The sequence below is a fragment of the Deinococcus marmoris genome, from assembly GCF_001949125.1.
Lineage (GTDB): Bacteria > Deinococcota > Deinococci > Deinococcales > Deinococcaceae > Deinococcus > Deinococcus marmoris_A.
On sequence record NZ_MSTI01000126.1, the window covers coordinates 16,522 to 36,536 of the forward strand.

General features: G+C 65.3%; 13 protein-coding genes. 5 read left to right on the forward strand and 8 right to left on the reverse strand.

Annotated elements, in window-relative coordinates:
• Window positions 1-14 precede the first annotated feature (14 nt).
• Window positions 15-314, reverse strand: coding sequence for a hypothetical protein (locus BOO71_RS18200; protein WP_075834753.1), 300 nt, complete (start codon window positions 312-314; stop codon window positions 15-17).
• A gap of 150 nt (window positions 315-464) precedes the next feature.
• Between BOO71_RS18200 and BOO71_RS18205 the strand changes: the two genes are divergently transcribed.
• Window positions 465-1,412, forward strand: coding sequence for a LysR family transcriptional regulator (locus tag BOO71_RS18205; RefSeq protein ID WP_075834755.1), 948 nt, complete (start codon window positions 465-467; stop codon window positions 1,410-1,412).
• A 44-nt stretch (window positions 1,413-1,456) separates the two neighbouring features.
• Window positions 1,457-3,061 carry a gamma-glutamyltransferase family protein gene (locus BOO71_RS18210; RefSeq protein ID WP_075834756.1) on the forward strand — a complete coding sequence of 535 codons (1,605 nt, stop codon included), beginning with the start codon at window positions 1,457-1,459 and terminating at the stop codon, window positions 3,059-3,061.
• A gap of 63 nt (window positions 3,062-3,124) precedes the next feature.
• Here the strand turns inward: BOO71_RS18210 and BOO71_RS18215 are convergent, their stop codons facing one another.
• The 4 genes from BOO71_RS18215 to BOO71_RS18230 all read right to left on the reverse strand — a co-directional run bounded on the left by BOO71_RS18215 (window position 3,125) and on the right by BOO71_RS18230 (window position 9,607).
• Entirely contained in the window at window positions 3,125-4,228 is a 1,104-nt protein-coding gene (locus BOO71_RS18215; protein WP_075834758.1) for a hypothetical protein, read from the reverse strand.
• Window positions 4,229-4,365: 137 nt separating this feature from the next.
• The gene (locus tag BOO71_RS18220) at window positions 4,366-5,649 is read right to left on the reverse strand and encodes a hypothetical protein (RefSeq protein WP_075834760.1); all 1,284 of its coding nucleotides are present in this window, start codon (window positions 5,647-5,649) and stop codon (window positions 4,366-4,368) included.
• A gap of 175 nt (window positions 5,650-5,824) precedes the next feature.
• Window positions 5,825-6,883, reverse strand: coding sequence for a WD40 repeat domain-containing protein (locus BOO71_RS18225; RefSeq protein ID WP_075834762.1), 1,059 nt, complete (start codon window positions 6,881-6,883; stop codon window positions 5,825-5,827).
• Between the two features lie 174 nt (window positions 6,884-7,057).
• Window positions 7,058-9,607 (reverse strand): Ig-like domain-containing protein, encoded by a 2,550-nt coding sequence (locus BOO71_RS18230; RefSeq protein ID WP_075834764.1) that lies wholly within the window; start codon window positions 9,605-9,607, stop codon window positions 7,058-7,060.
• A 438-nt stretch (window positions 9,608-10,045) separates the two neighbouring features.
• On the opposite strand from BOO71_RS18230, the gene BOO71_RS18235 reads away from it, so the two are divergent.
• The gene (locus BOO71_RS18235) at window positions 10,046-10,456 is read left to right on the forward strand and encodes a 2Fe-2S iron-sulfur cluster-binding protein (protein WP_075834834.1); all 411 of its coding nucleotides are present in this window, start codon (window positions 10,046-10,048) and stop codon (window positions 10,454-10,456) included.
• Here the strand turns inward: BOO71_RS18235 and BOO71_RS18240 are convergent.
• Both BOO71_RS18240 and BOO71_RS18245 read right to left on the reverse strand, forming a co-directional pair.
• A complete protein-coding gene (locus BOO71_RS18240) occupies window positions 10,453-11,985 on the reverse strand; it encodes an FAD-dependent monooxygenase (RefSeq protein ID WP_075834765.1) in 1,533 nt (510 codons plus the stop codon). The genes BOO71_RS18235 and BOO71_RS18240 overlap by 4 nt on opposite strands.
• Before the next feature lie 73 nt (window positions 11,986-12,058).
• Window positions 12,059-13,279 carry a hypothetical protein gene (locus BOO71_RS18245; protein WP_075834767.1) on the reverse strand — a complete coding sequence of 407 codons (1,221 nt, stop codon included), beginning with the start codon at window positions 13,277-13,279 and terminating at the stop codon, window positions 12,059-12,061.
• A gap of 861 nt (window positions 13,280-14,140) precedes the next feature.
• Between BOO71_RS18245 and BOO71_RS18250 the strand changes: the two genes are divergently transcribed.
• Both BOO71_RS18250 and BOO71_RS18255 read left to right on the forward strand, forming a co-directional pair.
• Window positions 14,141-14,329 carry a hypothetical protein gene (locus BOO71_RS18250; RefSeq protein WP_075834768.1) on the forward strand — a complete coding sequence of 63 codons (189 nt, stop codon included), beginning with the start codon at window positions 14,141-14,143 and terminating at the stop codon, window positions 14,327-14,329.
• Window positions 14,326-14,994 (forward strand): HD-GYP domain-containing protein, encoded by a 669-nt coding sequence (locus tag BOO71_RS18255; RefSeq protein WP_075834770.1) that lies wholly within the window; start codon window positions 14,326-14,328, stop codon window positions 14,992-14,994. Before BOO71_RS18250 ends, BOO71_RS18255 begins: the two co-directional genes overlap by 4 nt.
• A gap of 296 nt (window positions 14,995-15,290) precedes the next feature.
• Here the strand turns inward: BOO71_RS18255 and BOO71_RS18260 are convergent, their stop codons facing one another.
• On the reverse strand, window positions 15,291-19,952 hold the full coding sequence (locus BOO71_RS18260) for a DNA-directed RNA polymerase subunit beta' (protein ID WP_075834772.1): 4,662 nt from the start codon (window positions 19,950-19,952) through the stop codon (window positions 15,291-15,293).
• Window positions 19,953-20,015 lie beyond the last annotated feature (63 nt).

Consider the following 20,015-nt stretch of genomic DNA (forward strand, 5'->3'; position numbering starts at 1 on the left):
GAACGCTTCCAGACTCAATTTCGCTGCGTCCACACGCGCCCCAGCGGTGTCCAGCCCACGTTCTGGAGGGCGGTACGCAGGTCATCCGGGCCAAGGTCAGGGCGCAGAGGCCGGGCTTCCAGGGTCACGTCGCCCAGCCGCGCCACAGGCCACATGTGCAGTTCCCAGCCCGGCAGGACCGGCAGGGTCTGTTCTGCCACGGGCATGACCGCTTCCAGTAGCAGGACGCTGGACGGGGTGGCCGGACGCGTGGGCTGGGGGGCATGCATCTGGGACTGGCGGAAGGTGGACGCGGAATGGGTGTTGAGTGTCATGTGTGGTTCTCCTGCACGTAGCTTGCTCCTCAGGGCCACTTTTGGACATCGGTTCCGTGCCACACGGAGGGCACAGGTCATCGGTTTCCCCGATAAGGCACGCTAAGAACCAATAAGGAACTGGAACTGACCCGTGGTCTACAATGAAATATGGCCCCGTCCAAGCCCCCGTCCACCCATGCTCAGCCCACCCTGGCGCAGCTCCGGGCGCTGATTGCCGTGGTGGATGCGGGCGGCTTCGGCGAGGCGGCGGCGGAACTGAATGTCTCGCAGTCTTCGCTGAGCGAGGCGGTGGGCAAACTGGAAGACCTGACAGACCGCCCGCTGCTGCGCCGCAGCGCCAGAGGCACCGTGCCCACCCCCGCCGGACTGCGCGCCGTGACCCATGCCCGCGCCGCCGTGCAGGCCGCCGGAGACGTTCTGCTGGCCGCGCAGGACGACGGAGAACTGTCGGGCGTGTTGCGGGTCTCGTCCTTCCGCTCGGCGGCAACGCACCTGCTGCCCCCGGTGCTGGTGGCCTTCCGGCGGCAGCACCCGGCGGTCACGGTCAGGCTGCTGGACGGGGACCGGGCCGGGACCGGGGAACATCTGGTCCGCAGCGGGCAGGCCGACCTGGCCCTGATCGAGGGCGACTCAGCGGCGGACCTGCGCCTGACGCCGCTGCTCCTGGACGATTACCTGTTCATCGCGCCGCAGTCGCGCGGCACCCAGCCGGTCACGGTGCAGGAACTGGCCGATTCGCCGCTGCTGCTCTCGCCCAGGGGAGATGCGTGCTTTCAGCGCATCGAGACGTATCTGGGGCGGCTGGGCATCGAGACCTCCGGGGCCACCACCTTCGAGCAGGACAGCGTGACGCTGGGCATGGTGCGCCACGGCCTGGGCATCACGCTGATGCCCAGGCTGGCGCTGCTGCCCGTGCCGGACGGTCTGGTGACACTGCCCCTGCCCGAACCGCTGACCCGTCCCCTGGTGGTGGCCGCGCTGCCGTGGCGGGCCGGATTGCCACTGATCCGCGCGTTCACGGCGGCGCTGGTGGAGTCGCTGGGAGCAGTGCCCGCAGATCAGTTGACGAATCCCAGGTCACACGTCTGGCATTGATTAACCCGTTGCTCTGCCTCCTACCCTGCTACCCTTGAAGCCATATGTCCTATCAAAATGAATCCCCGGTGGTGCGCCGCCCGGTCTACGCCTCGCGTGGCATGGTGGCCACCGGTCAGCCGCTGGCCGCGCAGGCGGGCCTGAGCGTCTTGCAGGCAGGCGGGAACGCCGTGGACGCTGCGATTGCTACTGCCGCCGCACTGACCGTTCTGGAACCCACCGCCAACGGCATCGGCGGCGATCTGTTCGCGCTGGTGTGGGCCGGGGGCAAGCTGCACGGCCTGAACGCCAGCGGCGCAGCGCCCGCCGCGCTGACGCTGGACGCCCTGCAAGAAAGACACGGCGGCGAGATGCCCCGCCACGGCTGGACTCCGGTGACCGTGCCCGGCGGCGTGCGCGGCTGGGCCGATCTGCACAGGGCGCACGGCAAGCTGGACTTCGCGCAGGTGCTGGCCCCCGCGATCCGGTACGCGCGGGAGGGCTATCCGCTGTCGCCCATCGCGTCGGCGGGCTGGGCGCGGGCCATCCAGATCTACCGGGGGCTGAAGCTGCCGATCATGGACGAATGGTTCCGCACCTTCGCCCCGGACGGCTTTGCACCCGCACCCGGCGCGCTGTGGCGCAGCGAGAATCAGGCCCGCACGCTGGAGCAGATCGCCGACAGTTACGGCGAGTCTTTTTACACGGGTGAGCTGGCCGCGCAGATCGACGCCCACGCGCGGGCCACGGGCGGCCTGCTGCGGGCCGAGGACCTCGCCGCCCACCAGAGTGAATGGGTCACGCCCATCTCCGCGCAGTACGGCGGCCACCGCGTCCACGAGATTCCGCCCAGCGGCCAGGGCATCGCCGCACTAATCGCGCTGAACATTCTGGAAGGCCAGCCTCTGCCGGACCGCCGCGACGACCCGGACGGGCTGCACCTCCAGATCGAGGCCATGAAACGCGGTTTCCACGACGCGCACCAGTTCGTGGCGGATATGCGCCACAGCCCGGTGGACGTGGAACACCTGCTCTCGGAGGCGAACACGCACGCACACCGGGGCTTTCTCTCAGAGACCGCCCATGACCCCGCCACCTCCGCGCCCAGCAGCGGCGGCACGGTATATCTGGCAACAGCGGACGACGATGGCAACATGGTCAGCCTGATCCAGAGCAATTACATGGGCTTCGGCAGCGGCGTGGTGGTGCCGGGCACAGGCATCGGGCTGCATAACCGGGGCCACAACTTCAACCTGGAACCCAGCCACCCCAACGTTCTGGCCCCCGGCAAACGCCCCTACCACACCATCATCCCCGGCTTTCTGACCCGCAACGACGGCACACCCGTCGGTCCCTTCGGCGTGATGGGCGGCTTCATGCAGCCGCAGGGGCACCTGCAAGTGGTCCTGAACACCCTGCGCTACGGCACGAACCCGCAGCAGGCGCTGGACGCCCCGCGCTGGCAGTGGCTGGCCGGGCTGGGCGTGGAGGTCGAGGCGGGACTGGGTGCAGACCTTGCCCGCAAGCTGGCGGCGCGCGGCCACCACGTCAGCGTACAACTGGAGGGCAGTGCCTTCGGGCGCGGCCAGATCATCTGGCGCAATCCCGAAACGGGCGTGCTGGAAGGCGGCACCGAAAGCCGCACGGACGGACACATCGCGGCGTGGTGAGCGCATAAAAGAGAGGGGCCAGAGCGTTCGCCGCTGCTGGCCCCTCTTCCCTTCCCTGTTTGGCTACTGCGCGGCCACCGGACGGACATTTTCCAGCACGAACACCACATCCTGGTAATCGCCGTTCTCGGACGGCTCGAAGGCCAGCAGATAACTGTTTGGCACGACCTTTCCGGCGCGGTCCTTGAGGGGATAGGCGCGCACGGCGTGGCGGGTGGGGCCAGCGTTCAGGCGGTCCAGGGTGTAGGTGGCCTGCTTGGCGTAGTCGTTGGGGGCCAGATAGATGCCAAAGGCGGCGCTGCCCGGATCGAAGGCGGTCTGGCCGGACTGGAGCGGCGGGTTGAGGGTCTGGTTGTGCGCGCTGGAGACCATCGCCGCGCGTTCCTGGCTGCGAACCGCGCCGCCGTCCAGCACGAAGCTGCCGTAGGCCGAGGGACCGTCCGGGGAGTAGCGGGCCACCGGACGCAGGGTCACCGGACCTGCCGAGGCGCGTTCAAACATCGGTGCCGCCACCTCGTCACCGATGAGTCCAGCGCCAGTGCCCAGAATGAGGGCGCTGCTGCCCACGTTCGTCCCGTAATTCAGGGCGTCCACGATCTGCGCCAGCGGCGGCTCGTTGCTGCCTTCCAGACCGACGGCGCGCAGCCCGGAGAGGTTCACTTCCCCGACGGGCGCGTTGTCTCCCACGGCGCGTAGGGTGGAGCGCAGCACGCCTGTCGCGGCCCCCGGCAGCAACTTCACCTTCAGGTTCAGGCTGGCCCCGGCCAGCAACGTCTGCGGAAAGGCGGGCGGCGACACCAGCTCGAAGGTTCCTGCGTCCCCTAGAAAAGTCAGTCCGGTGAGCTTCACCGCCGCGCCGCTGCTGTTCTCGAAGGCGACGGTCTGCACGGCGCTGGCCCCAGCCCCGGTACCGTCCCTGGTGCCGCTGAAGACCAGCAGGCCCGGATCGGCGTTCAGCAGAATGTCGGCGGGGGGCAGGGGCTTGGTGATCGGCTGCTCCACAGGCGGCTTGACGTCACTGGGCGGCTTGATCTCACTAGGAGGCGTAACTTCTGCCTGGGGCTGCGCGCAACCTGTGGTCAGGGCCAGCAGGGCGGCCAGGGTCCAGCGGCCTGGACGCCAGCGGCGCTTGCCCCGCAGCACAGAAAAATTCGTCGGTTCATTCATTGTTCACTCCTGAGTCGATTCCGCCACATTGAGCTGGCCCCCTCTGGAGAGGTGTCCTCGCTGGCTTTCCAAACTCTGATCTGGTCACTGGTGTATTGCGTGATACCTGGAGACAGGTCCAGAACCCTGACTGGCCCTCACGGCTCGATTTCGGTGATCGGGTCCAGGCCCACCAGCAGTTTTTCCTGCGCGGTGATCCTGACCTGGGCGCTGTCGGAGACGGGCTGGAAACCCTCGTTGCCGTAAGCGCGGTCCGGGCTACCGTTCGTCCCCAGACGGGCCAGGACCGGTTTGATCTGGTTTTGTCCCGAGGCGTCGGGGGCAAACTGCGCGCAGCCGCCCAGCGCCGCCCCATTGCCGGGCAGCAGCGCCAGCGAGACCCCGGAAATTCCGGTTTTCGCACCGCCGCTGCCAGGGGCATTGCCGTCTGGCAGAACGCGCAGGGCGCTGGCGTTCTCGTAGGCCCAGGCGGGATCGATCATGCCTGTGGGCAGCAGCCGCGCCGCAGTACAGACCCCGCTGCCCAGGTATCCGGCAGCCAGCACCCGGCCCGAGGCGTCCACGGCCAGATCGCTGGGCCGGGTGGCCGCAAATCGGTCCTGCCGCACCGTCGCCACACCCTGATCCCCGAAAGCGGAGTTCAGCGTGCCGCCAGCGGCATAGCTCGCCACCACCCAGCGGCTGAAGGTACCGCCTTCAAACGACAGCGCCGTGCCGCCCACCAGCGCGCCGCCACCTGCCAGCGGCCACAGGCTGTAGGCCGAGGCCGAGTCGTCAACAGCCGTGACCACCTGTCCGCCCGTCCCGAAGCTGGAATCCGGCTGTCCGTTCGGCAGCAGGCGCGTCAGCACCAGCGTAGAGGCCGGGGCCGCCGGGGCCGCCGACAGTTCGCGGCTGCCGCCCGCCACCAGCACGCGTCCGTCGGGCAGGGTGGCCAGCGCCTGCGGAGCAGCAGGCAACCCTGCGGTGACCCGTCCGTTTTGTCCGAAGGCGGAATCGATCTGGCCGTCCGGCAACAGCCGCAGCACCTCGCTTCCGCCCAGCGCCAGCAGCTTGCCGCCTGGCTGCACAGTCAGCCGCAGAACGTCCGCACCGGTCTGAACCGTGCGGGGCAGCCGGACCTCACCCGCCACGCCGAAACCCGGATCGGGCTGGCCGTCCACGCCGTAGCGCGCAAAGACATAGTTCGCGCCGCTGACGCCAAGGACCACTATGCGCCCATCGGCCTGCGCTGCCGTGTCCCGCGCCGCGAATCCAGGGCGAACAGGCTGCTGCGCCTGTGGAGCCTGCTGAGTCGGGGCCTGCTGGGTCTGATCAGGCTTGACGGCCTGCGCCCCGCCGGGCGGCAGCGACGAGCAACCGCACAGGGCCAGCAGGGCGGAAATCAGGGTCAATTTTGCGGCGGTCTGTCGTTTCTTCACTGGTATTAACCTCGTCGGTTTGGCTTGCTGGCGCACGCTGGCCTTCTCACGCCCCGCCCTTAAGATCGGGCCTTGTGATCAGATGGTGACGCGGGGGGCGATACAGCAACGTTAACGCAAGGAGAGGCGGGGCTGACAGCCACCCCCGCAACCTTCATGCATTGGTAAGAAGCACTCAGCGAAGGCTGGCGGGCACAGACCACAGCAGCGCGCGGCGGTCACGGCCCCCGGCGGCGGCGGCGCTCGTTCCATCCGGGCTGAAGGCCAACGCCTGCACGCCGTCGCCAAATCGGCCCAGGGTGGCGATGGGTGCGCCGCTCTGAGCATTCCACAGCCTTGCCCGCCCGTCCTGAGCGCCCGTCAGCAGGCGCTGACCATCCGGTGAGAAGGCCACGGCTTCCAGCGGACCGCCGGGGGCACTCAGTTCGCGTTGCAACCTTCCATCCTGAACATTCCACAGCCGCGCCGTGCCGTCCAAGCTTCCACTGGCCAGGGCCGCGCCGTCCGGGCTGAAGGCCACCGCACTGACGTAATCCGCGTGGCCGCTCAGGGTCCACAGGGGCAATTGCCCGGCCACGTCCCATAACCGCACCGTGCGGTCCCGGCTGCCGCTGGCCAGGGTGAGGCCATCCGGGGAAAAGGCCAGCGAGGTCACCACGTCGCCGTGCCCGCGCAGGCTGCCCTGCACCCGTCCGCTGGCGAGGTCCCACAGTTTGACACTGTTGGCCGCGCTCGCCTGGGCGCTGTTGTCGCCGCCCGCCGTCGCCAGCGTCAACCCGTCGGGGCTGAAGGCCAGCGCCGTGACGTAATAGGTCTGCGGGTCCAGCGTAAGCAGCAGTGTGCGGCCCTGTACAGCCCATACCCGCACGCGCCCGTCCCCGCTGATGGCGGCCAACTTGCTGCCGTCCGGGCTGAAGGCCAGCGCCGTGACCGCCCCCGGCTGGCGCAGGCTGGGGCCGCGCCCCAACTGACCTTCCACAGATTGGCCCCCCACGGGCCACCACTGAATCAGGCCCTCGCCGCCGCCCGTGACCAGCCACTTGCCATCCGGGCTGAAGGCCAGCGCCCCGGCGTACACGGCGCTGACGGGCAGGCTGCGGCTGGGGCGCAGTTCGGGGGCCTGGGCAGCCTGATTCTGAACGGCCTGCCCCTGGGTTTGAACGGATGTGGCAGACGTGAACGACAGGCTGGAAAGACAAAGCAGGGCCAGGGTCAACAGGGCGGGACGGTTCATGCGGACCTCCGGGGCAGGTTCTGAAAAGGGACAGGGTTTGGAAAGGGACAGTGTCTGGCAAGACGGGAATAGAAAAAGGGCGCGGGAGGCCGGACTGAACCGGACCTCCACGCGCCGCCTTGAATCAGGACCGGGTGGGAAGGGAGATCTACGACGAACTGTGTCTGAAGCGGCTTACTTGGGCCTGACCAGCAGAAGGGTGCCCTGGCCGGTGTTCTCGTCGAGCTGGGCCACGTACAGGTTGCCGTTGCTGCGGTCCTCGGTCAGGTCCAGCGGGCTGGGATTGAAATTGGTCAGGCCGGAAATCCCCGGCTTCGCATCCACGATGTTGCCGTCTGCGCCCGGAGTCAACACGATGATGTCCTTGCCCGCGCTGTAGCGCACCACCAGCAGGCGGTTCTTGAGCAGCGAGTCGCCCGCCGTGGTGTATTCCTCGATCACGCCGTTGGCCGAGGCGTGCTGGCCGAAGTCGTAGGCAAAACCGCCCCAGTTGCGGTCTGGCTGGGTGCCCACGGGGTATTCCGGTACCTCGGCGGGGTCCGTGGCTGCCGTGGGATTGCCGCCGTTCAGCACCCATTCGCAGCGCTCCGGGTTGGGGTGGCCGTAATACTTGCCCTTCTGAACGCGGAACAGGTAATCGTTCTGCGTGCCGACAAAGGTCTTGCCCACCACTGCCGGGCCGGTGTAGGGACCGTCGGGGCGGTTGGCGCAACTGGCGGGCAGGGCAGCGGGCGTGCTGGGCGTGTTGCCGCTGGCCGCCGCACCGTTGGCGGGCGCGTACAGGAAGCCGTTCTTGGCCCACACCATGTCGTAGGCGTTGCGAATGCCGGTGGCGTACAGCGTGAGCGGAGCGCCCGCCGCGTAGGGGTTGTAGCTGCCGCCCTCCGCCGTCTTGACGTTCAGGGGCGGCTGGGTGATCTTGGAATAATCAATCCGCAGCATCGCCGCGTTCAGCAGTTTTTCCGGGCGGTTGCCCCACACGTCGTCGGGCGCACCCGTCGAGCTGTCGCTGCCCTGCAACACGTACAGCGCGCCGTTTTCACCGGGCTTGAAGGAAATGGAGTTGGTCTCGTGGTCGCGGATCGAGCGGGGCAGACCCACCACGTAATCCTGCACGGTTTCCAGGTTCTTGCCGCTCAGGCGTGTGATCTTGCCGCTCCACTCGGGGGCCTGCTGAGAGCCGTCCCAGAAGTAGTTGTTGCTGATCCACAAGATCAGGTTTTCTGCCGTGCTGGCCGGATCAAACTTCAGCCCGATGATGGTGCGCGGGCCATTGTTGGCTGTCTGCACGGATTTGATGATCTCCGGCTTGTCCAGCGTGCCGTCATTTTGCATCTTAAAGCGCAGGATTTCGCCGGTCAGGGTGGCGGCGTACAGCATATTGTCCGGGCCAATTTCCACAGAGGTGTACGGGTAACTGGGCACGTTGCTCTGCGGCACCTGGGTAAAGGCCACCGTGCCGCCGCTGGTGGAGGGCGAACCGGTCACGAAGGTGGAATGGGCGGGCAGGAAGCTGTTGCCCACTTGGTCCCTGAGCGCAGTGGTGATCTGGAAGGTATAGGCAGTCAACGCCTTCAGTGGCTTCAGGGGCGTGAGGGTCACTGCGTCGCCTCCACCCGAGGGAGTCACGGTGGCCGGAATCTTGACCGTGCTGCCCTGTTCGGTCAAATAAACCGAGTCCGAGTTCACCGAGTCCAGTTTGATAGCACCGCCGACAAAGTTCCCGTCAATGGTCATTGATATGCTGGGGTTCACCATCGTTTCCCCGTCTTCGGGGCTGATGTCGCGCACGCTGGGAAGATTGCCGGGCGCGATGATCACATAATTGATCTTGGTGTTGGTGCCGCCGATGGCGTCAATGGTCAGCTTGCCGTCCATGACTGGCACGCGCAGCGTCACGGCGCGGAATTTCTTGGTGTCGGCAGGCATGTACGGCGCGATGGCCACCTGTCCCTCGATGTTCAGGGTGTGCGTGCTGTCCAGCGAGTTGCTGGCGTCCCCGGTGCTGACGGTCACGGTGTAGAAACCGTCGGCAAGTTTGTACTCCCAGGCAGCATGGGTCCGCACAGCAGCAGGATCGGCGTTGGTGTTGGCGTTGTATTGCATGTGAATAAAGCTGTTCAGGCGCGCTTCCACAGTGTTCAGGTTGCGGTCACGGGCGTTGGCGCTGACATCCAGCGGCGTGTGTGCGGCGGCCTCCGTGACCCAGCCGTACCCGCGCGTGTCGTTGTAGGCCGCGCCCGTGTCGGCGGTGTAGCCCGCAGGCGCAGTCGAAGCGGCAGGCTGAAAGTTGATCTTCAGGCCGTCGGCAGGAAAGGGTGTCGGCTGATTCGGCGGGATGGTCGTCGTCGTGACCGTCACCGCCGAGGTCCCAGTCTTGCTGGTATTGGCGTTGGAAGTGGCCACAATGTTGGTCTGCCCGGCGGTCACGGCCTTCACCAGACCACTGGCGTCCACCGTCGCCACCGTGGGCGTGCTGGAGGTCCAGGTCACCTCCTTGCTGAAGGTTCCGGTCCCTGTGACGCTGGCCGTAAGCTGCTGCTGGCCGCCCACTTGCAAGGTAACGGGGGCAGGCGTGACGCTCACGCCAGTCACGGCGGCGTCTGGCGTGGGCTTGGGCGGCGTGGGATCAGGGTTACAGGCGGCCAGCAGTCCGGTCAGGACAAGCCCCAGCACGGGCAGGCGGGACGGGGACATCAGCGGACGGGCAGAAGTTTTGGACATCACAGGCAGGTTCCTTTCATCGGGGATATTCGGGTGTTCGGGGATGCTCGGGACAGATCTGTCGCTCTGGTGGGGGCTGCACTGAACTGCACCGTCACCCCACGGCAACGTTGAGACAGGCGAGATTAGTCCGCAGAACGTTAAACCTTCGCAAATGGCGTTAACGCGGAAAAGTTCGACTGCAACAACAAAAATATTCTCCATAACCCTGATTTCAGTTCACGTTTTTGCAGAGCGGACGTTGATCCGCCTATCATCTTTTCATCAGATTCGCGGGCAATTTACCCTGTAGTGATCCATTACTGGACCCTACGGCCACCATGCAGGTGTTCACAGATTGCCGCACACTGCTCTACATACGCCTCGCTAGCGCCCAGCAGAAAGCGCAACCGTCCTCTTGAGGCCATCCATCCCCCAGGCCATGCCATGCTGTTTCGCATGACACAGAACATCCCCCAAAGCAGCACGGCGCAGGCAGTCACGGTGCAGGTAGAGGGCTTCCCAGACATCACGGCGCGCTCCGGCGAACGGCTGGTGCTGGCGCTGGAGCGCGGCGGTGTGGACATCCTGCACCGCTGCGGCGGCGTGGCCCGCTGCACCACCTGCCGCGTGACTTTTCAGGAAGGCGAACCCGACGCCATGACGCTGGCCGAGTACGACAAACTGACGGAAAAAGAGTTGCTGGGGCAGGCCCGGCTGTCCTGCCAGATCGAGTGTGCGCCGGGCATGCGCCTGACCGCGCTGCAAACGGCGGCCAGTACCGGCCTGGAACCCGGCAAGGCCCCCGCCGAGGCCATCGAGCCGGACCCCCAGTGGACCACCCGCCCCGGCGCGTCCACCGAGGGCTAGACCTTCAAAGGGGGCAGCCAGCGGGCCGCGTAAGCATCGGCCTCACGCGAGTTGAAGTGGGCTGCGGCCAGACCTACATAACCGTCCGGGCGGACCAGCAAAAAGGCGTCCTGAAGAAGTCCGGCACGTTTCGCCGCTCTGCTGAAAGCGAAGGCGTGCAGCGGCACTTCCCGCGCAGCGCACCATGCCAGCAGGTCTGGCGACGGCGTGCCATACACATGCACCTGCCAGCCCAGCGACTGAAGGGCGTCGAAATTGCTGCCCCTCTCCGTCGGCACCCACGGCAGGCGGTCCCCACCCCGCACCCGGCCCGCGCGGCCCGCACTCAGCAGGCTGTGCGGGTAGTGGATCAGGAGTTGCGAGAGCCGCCCGAAGGCCCAGCGCCGCACGACTGCCGGACGGGTCAGCACGCCCAGCACCGCCGGAATCAGGCGCGTGCGAACGATGCGGGCCAGCGGTGAGGGGTCCACCACGCCGCTGAAAACGCGGTCCGTGGTATTCACCAGCGATACGGCGAAGGGACGCCGCTCCGGGCCGTAGGTGGCAAGGAGTTCGGGGGCCGCCCCCCGGAGCGTCTGCGCCAGCTTCCAGGCCAGATTCGCGGCGTCCCCCAGACCCGTGTTCATGCCCTGCCCGCCCACCGGACTGTGGACGTGCGCGGCGTCTCCCAGCAGAAAGGTCCGGCCCACCTGAAACTGATCGGCCACCCGGTGATGTACACGGTAAGTAGAGAACCATTGCACGGCGGAAACCTGAGCAATGCGCTGAGAGTCGATCTGTGGGCGCACGTCCTGAAAGGTCACGTTCTCGCCCATCCCCGCTGGCACCTGCCCCACGACGCGCCAGTGGTCTGTCCCTGGCATGGGGAAGAAGGCCAGGAACTGATCGTCGTCCAGCGAAACGTTGACCCGGTCCTCGCTCAGCGGGCCACGGGCGGTCACGTCGGCGACGTAGAAACGTTGCGGATAGGTGCCGCCGGACAGGGATACGCCCAGGCTATGGCGCACCGCGCTCCCCGCGCCGTCGCACCCAGCGAGGTAAGCGGCCCGCACGGTCTCGGTCTTCCCCGCCCGTTCCAGGGTGGCCGTGACCCCACCCATATCCTGGGTCAGAGCTGTCAATCTGGTCTGCCATTCCACCGCGCCGCCCAGCGCTGTCAGGTGCGACAGCAGCAGCGCCTCGTTCTGGTCCTGGGGCAGGATGAAGATGTCGGGATGGGGGGTCAACCCCGCCCCCGCACCTCGCAGATCGACGCCCGCCCGCGCCCGGCCCCGTGTCCACAGACGCAACCCCGTGGCGTGTCGGCCCCGTGCCAGCGCCTCCTTGCCCAGCCCGAGCTGATCGTAGAACTCCAACGTCCGCGCCTGCACCGCGATGGCGCGGCTCTCGGTGGTGGGGCCGGGTTTGGGATCGACAATCCGCACCTGCACGCCCAGCCGGGTCAGCCACAGCGCCAGCAATAGCCCGGTGGGACCAGCCCCCGCAATCAGCACTTCCGTGGGCCGCGCTTCCGTGGTCTGGGTGGTCATCGGGTTCTCCTCCCACAAATATTCGGTGTTGACCAGACGCCTGAGCTTCTCTCTGGCGCTCAGTTCACCCTGCTCAGTTCATCTTTCTGTGTCGCTCGGCCTCGAATCGGGCGACTTCCGAGGGGCTGGAGACCTGCCGCGCCACCGACAGGCGCAGGTCCTCGGTCTCGGTGTCGTTGGGATCGATGCCCAGGATGGCGGTGGCCAGCAGCACCACCCGCCGCTCCTGCCCCCGCTCGATCTGCGAGGCCCGCAGCTCTGCCCGCAGCGATCCCACCAGCGCCCGCTGAATGGTCATGCGCTGTTCCCCGGCCCACTCGCTTTCCTGAAGGCTGGGCAGGAATTCGCCCTTGTAGGCGGCCACGGCGGCAGGAAGCTGGCCACCCGCGACCAGTTGCAACACCCGCTGACTGTCCAGCGTGATGCTGGCCTTGCTGCTCAGGCGGTACTCGGGGGCCTGATGCGCGCCCTCCACTAGGATCACGTCCGCACCCATCGCCTCACGGATGTCGGTGATGCACTGCCGGAAATACGTGGCGGCCTTCCTGGGATCGCGGTCAGGCCACAATTGCGTCACCACGTCCTGGCGGGTGCTGCGTGGATGCAAAGCCAGATAAGCCAATACCGCCACGCTGCCGCGCACCCGCATGGCGCAGGGAATCCCGTCGCGCAGCACCAGTTCCTGCCCCAGCGTCATAATTTCCAGGCGCATCCCGCTGGTGAACAGGTCGTCGCGCATGGTCCCGCCCAGCAAGGAGGCGTCTTCCAGCGCGGCCTCCAGCAAGGGGGCCAGATTGGGTTGCAGGCGGGCGTAGGCCAGCATTTCCTCGATTTCCCGCAGGTCCGGCGCGATGGCCGCCTGCGACTGCGAGTGCGGCTGACCCGCCAGTTCCAGCAGCGCCTCCGAGAGCAGCCCAGTGCAGCGCGGCAGATCGTTCATGCGGTAAGCGCTGAAGGCCGCCAGCAGCAGCGCGCGCGTGGCGTCGATCTGCGCGCCGCGCCGCAGGGCGTCTTCACGCACTTCCAGATGCATCCGCAGCGCCGTGGCACTGTCGCCGCGCCGCAGGGCCATCATCGCCAGCACCACCCGCGCGTACAGCGACAGATCAGGATTTAAGGCACGCAGGCGGGCAATCGTGCGAACGGCCTCGGCATGCTCCCCAATCCGGCTGTAATGGTTGGCGAGGTGTGAGAGGGCGTAATCGGTAATATAAAACTCTCGGAGTTCCTCACCACGCTTAATTAAATCAAGGAGTTGTTCGACAAATCCACCGTAGTCACCACCGAGAAGCATGATGTTTATTTTTCGTGCAGCCAGATGAAGCGAAGTATATTCATCGTCAATTTCTGAGGCAATTCCTTGTGCCCTTTCAATCATTTCTGCTGCTATGTCTAACTGCCCTATTTCAATCTGTATATCAATAAGAGTATAAATAGCCGCCAGCAGAGGCCGCTTGTTTGAATCCTGCTCTAGGACGGGTAATGCTCCATTAAGGAGCTTAAGCGCTACGGGCAATTCACCCCTCAAAGCGTAGGTGGATGCCAGAGTATGGGATATGCGCGCGGCAATCCTCTTGTCGCCCAATAAGAGATAGCCACGCCTGGACTCTTCAATAGCTTTGATTGCACCTGGTTCACCAAGCTGTTGCAATGTCACACCGTACCAACGAAGCGCTCGAAATAACAGCTCTCCTGTCAACCGAGAAAGTAAATCGCCAAAATGAGCAGCGGCTCTTCTATTCTCACCTGTGGCGCGCAATAAATTGCCGTACTCCACAGCAGCTTCGTCGTTACCCAGCGCCATTGCCATTTCTAGCGACTGCTCGGCCTCCGCAAACTGACTGGTGCGTAGGAGTGAAATACCCAGCCAGGTCATCTGCTCGGCACTCAGGTCCTCTTGTGTCCGCAACACTGTTAAAACAGAGTTATAATCACCCGAGTCGAAGTCGGCTTGAAGCTGTGCTGTACGGCTTAAACGCTTATTCACACTTGACCGATTAAGATGACTTCATGAAAAAGACCCTGCGCTCCATGATTGGCCTCCTCCTCGCACTGGTTGTCACTTCGGCAAGTGCAGTCCAGATCGGCTGCCCCGGCCTGGAACGCGCCCCCATAGCTGCCCAGTCCAGCGTTAACGCGAACTAAGGCGACTGACATGACCATATCCTACCCCCGCAAAACGCCGCAGGTCCGTGAATCCTTCAACACCGCTGCCACCAAACAGGTGAGCCAGCAGGCCACGGAAACCTCCAACGTCCGCCCGGCCAGCACCTCGCTGCTGACCAACCGTATGGACAGCATGTCTTTTCGGATGGGTCGCCTGTCCTGTACTGGCCTGGAATGAGTCCCAGGTGGCTTTCCTGGAACAACCCAGACAGCGGAGCCTGGACATCCGACGCGAGCAGCCATGACCTGACGGTCGAGGCCAACTTCCGCGAAGCCAGCGCGTGGGTCGCCGCTATCGCGGGCCGCCCCTGCGAGGGGCATGAGCGCCGGGTGGCCGAGCTGACCCTGCACCTCGCCACCGCCGCAGACCTGATCCACAGTGAACGGGATATCCGGCAGATCGTGTGGGCTGGACTGCTTCACGACATCGGCAAGGTGGCCATCGACCCGCGCATCCTGAACAAACCCGGCCCGCTGACGCCCGCAGAATTTGAGGTCATCCAGCAGCACCCCAGCCTGGGCTACCGCCTGGCGCGCACCGCCCCACAGATCGACAGCGAGACGTTGGGGGGCATTCTCCACCACCACGAACGCTGGGACGGCGAGGGCTACCCGATGGGCTTGATCGGCGAATCTATCCCGCTGCTGGCCCGCCTCCTCAAGATCACCGATGTCTACGACGCGCTGGTCTCGGACCGTCCTTACCGCGCCGCCTGGACCGCCGACGAGGCCGCCACGTATCTGCTGCAACACTCGGGCATGGCCTTTGATCCGAGCCTGATCCAGATTTTTGCGTACCGCGTCCTGCCTGTCTACCAGCAACCCACTTTCCCGCTGGACTGAGCTTCTACCGGGGAGGGTGACGCTTCTCCTGCCAATTTATTTCACCCAATCTATTCCACCGCCGACAACTTCCGCAAAGCAGGAGTTGATTTTTTTTGGTCTGTCTCCCTGAAGTGCGGCGTCTTTCCGCGCCGGACCGGAGAAGCGGAACATGCTCCAGTACGGCGCTGTGGAGGGCGTAAGGTTGAGGAGAACGGAAGCACACAACGCGAAAGCCCCCACCCGTTCCCAGGTGGGGGCTTGCATTTCAGGTTGTTGGCTTCCGGCTTTTAACCATCAACCTTCTTCCATCAACCTCAGTTGGTATAGGTCACGTTCTCGTTGACCACGCCGGGGCGGGTGTCGTCGTAGCTGCGGTCCCCGGTGACGGAGTCGCTGCTGTTGTTGCTCTCGCCGTATTTCTCCAGCGTGCGGTCATCGGCCACCTGCATGTCGCGCACGGTCAGCAGGCCGGTGCCAGCGGGAATCAGCTTGCCCAGGATGACGTTTTCCTTGAGGCCGATCAGATCGTCGACCTGACCCTTCATGCTGGCCTCGGTCAAAACGTGGGTGGTGTGCTGGAACGACGCCGCGCTCAGCCAGCTCTTGGTGGTCAGGCTGCTCTTGGTGATGCCCAGCAAAACGGGCTTCCAGCTCGACGGCGTGGCGTCCTCGGGCAGGGCGTTGTTGGCCCCGTCCACTTCCCAGCGCTCGACGGTCTGGCCTTCGAGAAGATCGGTGCTGCCGCCGTCCACGATTTCCACGTAGCGCAACATCTGACGAATGATCACTTCGATGTGCTTGTCGTGGACCTTCACGCCCTGACTGCGGTATACGCGCTGCACTTCATCCACCAGATACTTCTGGGCGGACTCGTTGTCCTTGTACTCCAGCAGATCGTGGGGGTTGACGGCCCCGCGCGTCAGTTGCTGACCGGCCTCGACGTGCGTGCCGTCCTTGATTTCGGGCAGCAGGCGGGTGGCGCGCGTGACCTTGTGCAGCTTGCCGCTGAACTGGGCGTCGTCGGCCTCCACCTTGATCAGGTAGCGCTCGTCTTCCTCGGTGATGTGGATGACGCCCGTGGTGTCGGCGATCAGTGCCGGAACCTTGGGCTTGCGGGCCTCGAACAGCTCGATCACGCGGGGCAGACCCATGGTGATGTCGCCGCCGCCGCTGCCTGCCACGCCGCCGGTGTGGAAGGTGCGCATGGTGAGCTGCGTGCCGGGTTCGCCGATGCTTTCTGCGGCCACCACGCCCACGGCCTCGCCCATGCTGACCGGCTTGGCCTGCGAAAGATCGTAGCCGTAGCACTTCTGGCATACGCCGCTCTTGACCCGGCAGTTCAGCGGGGTGCGGACGAAGATGTCCAGCAGAATTTTGGCATCCTTGGTAATCGCCTTGACATGTTCCAGGGACAGCATCTCGCCTTCGCGGATGGTGCTGCCGTCGGACAGTTCGATGTCTGCGGTCAGGGTGCGGCCATAGATGCTGGTCTCGATCTCGCTGGCCTTGCGCGCGCGCCACTCGCCGCTGCGCTCGTCGGTGGCACCCAGGCTGATGGTGCTGTAGTCGGTGGTTCCGCAGTCCACATCGCGCACGACGACCTCGTGGGCCACGTCCACCAGCTTGCGGGTCAGGTAACCGGAGTCGGCGGTACGCAGGGCGGTATCGGCCCCGCCCTTACGCGCGCCGTGCGTGCTGATGAAGTACTCCAGCACGGTCAGGCCCTCGCGGAAGCTGGCCTTGATCGGCACCTCAATGGTGCTGCCGTCGGGGCGGGCCATCAGGCCGCGCATCCCGGCGAGCTGCGTGATCTGCTGGGCGTTACCACGCGCCCCGGACTGGCTCATGATCCACAGCGGGTTGAACGGGTAGTTCTGGCTGAAGTTGTCGAACATGGCGTTCTTGACCTCGTCCTTGGTCTCGTTCCAGAGCTGCACCACCTGCTTGTAGCGCTCCTCGTTGGTCATGAAGCCGAACTCGTAGTTCTGCTCGATTTCCGCGACCTGCTCCTCGGCGCGGGCCAGGATCTCGCCCTTGCTGGGCGGAATCACGACGTCGTCGATGCCGATGGTGATGCCGGAAGAGGTGGACAGCTTGAAGCCGCTGTCCTTGAGGGCGTCCAGCAGTCCGGCGGTGGCCTCGATCCCGAGGTGCTTGAAGCAGGCCATCACCATGTCTTTCAGGTGATCCTTCTCGTAGGCGGTGTCCAGGTTGACCAGGGTATCCACCAACGCGGCCTGGGTGCCCAGGGCTTCCTGCACCAGACGGCGGAACATCACGCGCCCGGCGCTGGTCTCGTAGATGGTGCCGTTCAGGCGGATGCGGACGTGATCCTGGTAGTCCAGGCCACCGCGCTCGACGGCCATGATGGCCTCGTCGGGGCTGGAGAAGTTGTACTTCAGGCGGCCAGGGCTGGTGGCCACACCACGCACCGTGATCGGGCTGTTGAGGCTGACCGTCTCGGCTTCCAGCGCCTGCAAAGCGGCGTTCTCGTCAGCGAAGTCCGTGCCCGCGCCCAGGTTGTCGTGGCGCAGTTGGGTCAGCGTGAAGATGCCCAGGATGATGTCGCGGCTGGGCTTGACGTTCGGCTCGCCGTTGGCCGGGGACAGCAGGTTGTGCGAGGCCAGCATCTGAATGCGGGCTTCCGCCTGCGCCTGCGCGCTGAGGGGGACGTGGATCGCCATCTGATCGCCGTCGAAATCGGCGTTGAAAGCTTCACAGACGAGGGGGTGCAACTGGATGGACTGGCCTTCCACGAGAACCGGCTCGAACGCCTGAATGCCCAGGCGGTGCAATGTGGGCGCGCGGTTGAGCAGCACCACCTTGTCCTCGATCACCTCTTCCAGGGCATCCCAGACGCTGTCGCGGGTGTCGCGGTAGCGTTCGAGCATCTTGCGGGCCTGCTTGATGTTGGTGACTTCGCCCTTCTCTTCCAGCACCTTGAACAGGAACGGCTTGAAGAGTTCCAGGGCCATGCGCTTGGGCACACCGCACTGGTGAAGCTTGAGCTGCGGGCCGACGACGATCACGCTGCGCCCGGAGTAATCCACGCGCTTGCCCAGCAGGTTCTGGCGGAAACGCCCCTGCTTGCCGCCCAGCAGATCGGTCAGTGAGCGCAGGCTGCGGTCAGAGCCGGGGTTGGTCACGGGGCTACCGCGCCGTCCGTTGTCGATCAGCGCGTCCACCGCTTCCTGCAACATGCGCTTCTCGTTGCGGATGATCATGTCGGGCGCACCCTGACCGATCAGCTTCTTGAGGCGGTTGTTGCGGTTGATCAGGCGGCGGTACAGATCGTTCAGGTCAGACGTGGCGAAGCGTCCGCCGTCCACCTGCACCATCGGGCGCAGATCGGGCGGCATCACCGGCACGGTGTTCAGGATCATCCAGGAGGGGTGGTTGCCACTGCGCTTGAAGGCGCGCGTGACTTCCAGCCGCTTGCGGGACTTGGCGCGCTTGTGGCGCGAGGAATCCTTCATCGCCTCGTTCAGTTCGGCTTCCAGCACGTCCAGATCGATATCGTCGAGCAGTTCCTTGACGGCCTCCGCGCCCATCTTGGCCTCGAAATCGTAGGACTCGATCACGCGCACCTGCTTGCGGACCAGATCGATCTCGATACGGCCCGAGATTTCGGAGCGCAGGTTGCCGCCGTCGGCCAGCTCGTCGCCGGGTTCCACGCGGTCCCCGATCACGACCAGGGGTTCGTCTTCATAGGGGTAGACCTTGGCCTTGGACACGATGACGCTGGCGGGGGCGTGCAGTGTGATGGTGCCGTTGGCCTCGGCGGTGATTTCCTCGGCGGTGTCGATGGCCCCGACGACCCGCTGCCCGGCCTCGACATCGCTGCCGTCGCCGACCAGAACGTGCATGGTGGGGTTGATCGGGTACTCGGCGCGGCGCGTCCAGTGGGCGGTGACGGTGGGGTCACCCTTCTTGGGCAGCTTGACTTCGCTCAGGCGGCTGTCGCGGCTGACGCGTAGGCGCTGGCCGGACTTGGCCGAGGCCAGTTCCGCTCCGGCGTCGATGATCTCGCCGTGGGCCACCGCGACTTCCATGCCCTGCGGCACGTAGACGCGGGCCAGCACTTCGCCCAGCGGGGTCTCGACTTCGATGTCCTCGCCGTTCTCGTCCTGCTCGGCGGGGGCGGCGTCCACACTCTCGCGGATGACCACCATCACGGAGTCCTCGCCCATCTCGCTCAGGAACGCGGTCCCGGCGACAGGGGCGGTGATGCTCACGTCAGCTTCCAGCTCGGCCAGGATTTCTCCGGCGCGGAAGGTTTCCTGATCCACCAGCACGTCACTGGGCAGAGGCAGGGTGGCCTCCACTTCCTCACGGTAGGCGATCTCGGCGCGGCGGGGGAAGCGGTACTGGGCCAGGCCGTCCATCTTGGCGACCACGTTGCCGCCCAGGGTCTGGCCGCGCGTGACGTACTCGCCGTCACCCACGACGGTTTCCTGACCGTTGGGAATGGTGTAGGTTTCCTGCCGCCCGAAGCGCAGTTCACGGTACTCGTCGTCGGTCAGCAGTTCGCCGCGCTTGAGGGGCCGCCCGTCTTTCTGGGCGTTGCGGGGATCGGTGACCAGGAAGGAGCTGAAGTACAGCACCTTTTCCAGTTGCCCGGCGCTCAGGTCCAGCAGCGTGCCGATCTTGCTGGGGCTGTCCTTGACGTACCAGATGTGCGCGGCAGGGGTGGCCAGATCGATATGGCCCATGCGGTAGCGGCGCACCTTGCTGGACGTGACTTCCACGCCGCAGCGCTCGCAGACCTTGCCCTCGTAACGCTGGCGCTTGTACTTGCCGCAGGCGCACTCGTAGTCCTTCTGTGGCCCGAAGATCCGCTCGTCGAACAGACCTTCGCGCTCGGGCTTGAGGGTGCGGTAATTGATGGTTTCGGGCTTTTCAACCTCGCCAAAGCTCCACTCACGGACTTTTTCCGGGCTGGCAATGGCGATACGGACTTTGCTGAAATCTTTCATTGAAACTCCCTCGGAGTTATGTTGATGGTTGAAGGATGATGGTTGATGGGGAGGATTCTGGTT

Bases quoted from the DNA above. Each gene is read 5' to 3' on its own strand.
- BOO71_RS18200 (WP_075834753.1), bottom strand. From the start codon at position 314: ATGACACTCAACACCCATTCCGCGTCCACCTTCCGCCAGTCCCAGATG.
- BOO71_RS18205 (WP_075834755.1), top strand. From the start codon at position 465: ATGGCCCCGTCCAAGCCCCCGTCCACCCATGCTCAGCCCACCCTGGCG.
- BOO71_RS18210 (WP_075834756.1), top strand. From the start codon at position 1,457: ATGTCCTATCAAAATGAATCCCCGGTGGTGCGCCGCCCGGTCTACGCC.
- BOO71_RS18215 (WP_075834758.1), bottom strand. From the start codon at position 4,228: ATGAATGAACCGACGAATTTTTCTGTGCTGCGGGGCAAGCGCCGCTGG.
- BOO71_RS18225 (WP_075834762.1), bottom strand. From the start codon at position 6,883: ATGAACCGTCCCGCCCTGTTGACCCTGGCCCTGCTTTGTCTTTCCAGC.
- BOO71_RS18230 (WP_075834764.1), bottom strand. From the start codon at position 9,607: ATGTCCAAAACTTCTGCCCGTCCGCTGATGTCCCCGTCCCGCCTGCCC.
- BOO71_RS18235 (WP_075834834.1), top strand. From the start codon at position 10,046: ATGACACAGAACATCCCCCAAAGCAGCACGGCGCAGGCAGTCACGGTG.
- BOO71_RS18240 (WP_075834765.1), bottom strand. From the start codon at position 11,985: ATGACCACCCAGACCACGGAAGCGCGGCCCACGGAAGTGCTGATTGCG.
- BOO71_RS18245 (WP_075834767.1), bottom strand. From the start codon at position 13,279: ATGCTTCTCGGTGGTGACTACGGTGGATTTGTCGAACAACTCCTTGAT.
- BOO71_RS18250 (WP_075834768.1), top strand. From the start codon at position 14,141: ATGACCATATCCTACCCCCGCAAAACGCCGCAGGTCCGTGAATCCTTC.
- BOO71_RS18255 (WP_075834770.1), top strand. From the start codon at position 14,326: ATGAGTCCCAGGTGGCTTTCCTGGAACAACCCAGACAGCGGAGCCTGG.
- BOO71_RS18260 (WP_075834772.1), bottom strand. From the start codon at position 19,952: ATGAAAGATTTCAGCAAAGTCCGTATCGCCATTGCCAGCCCGGAAAAA.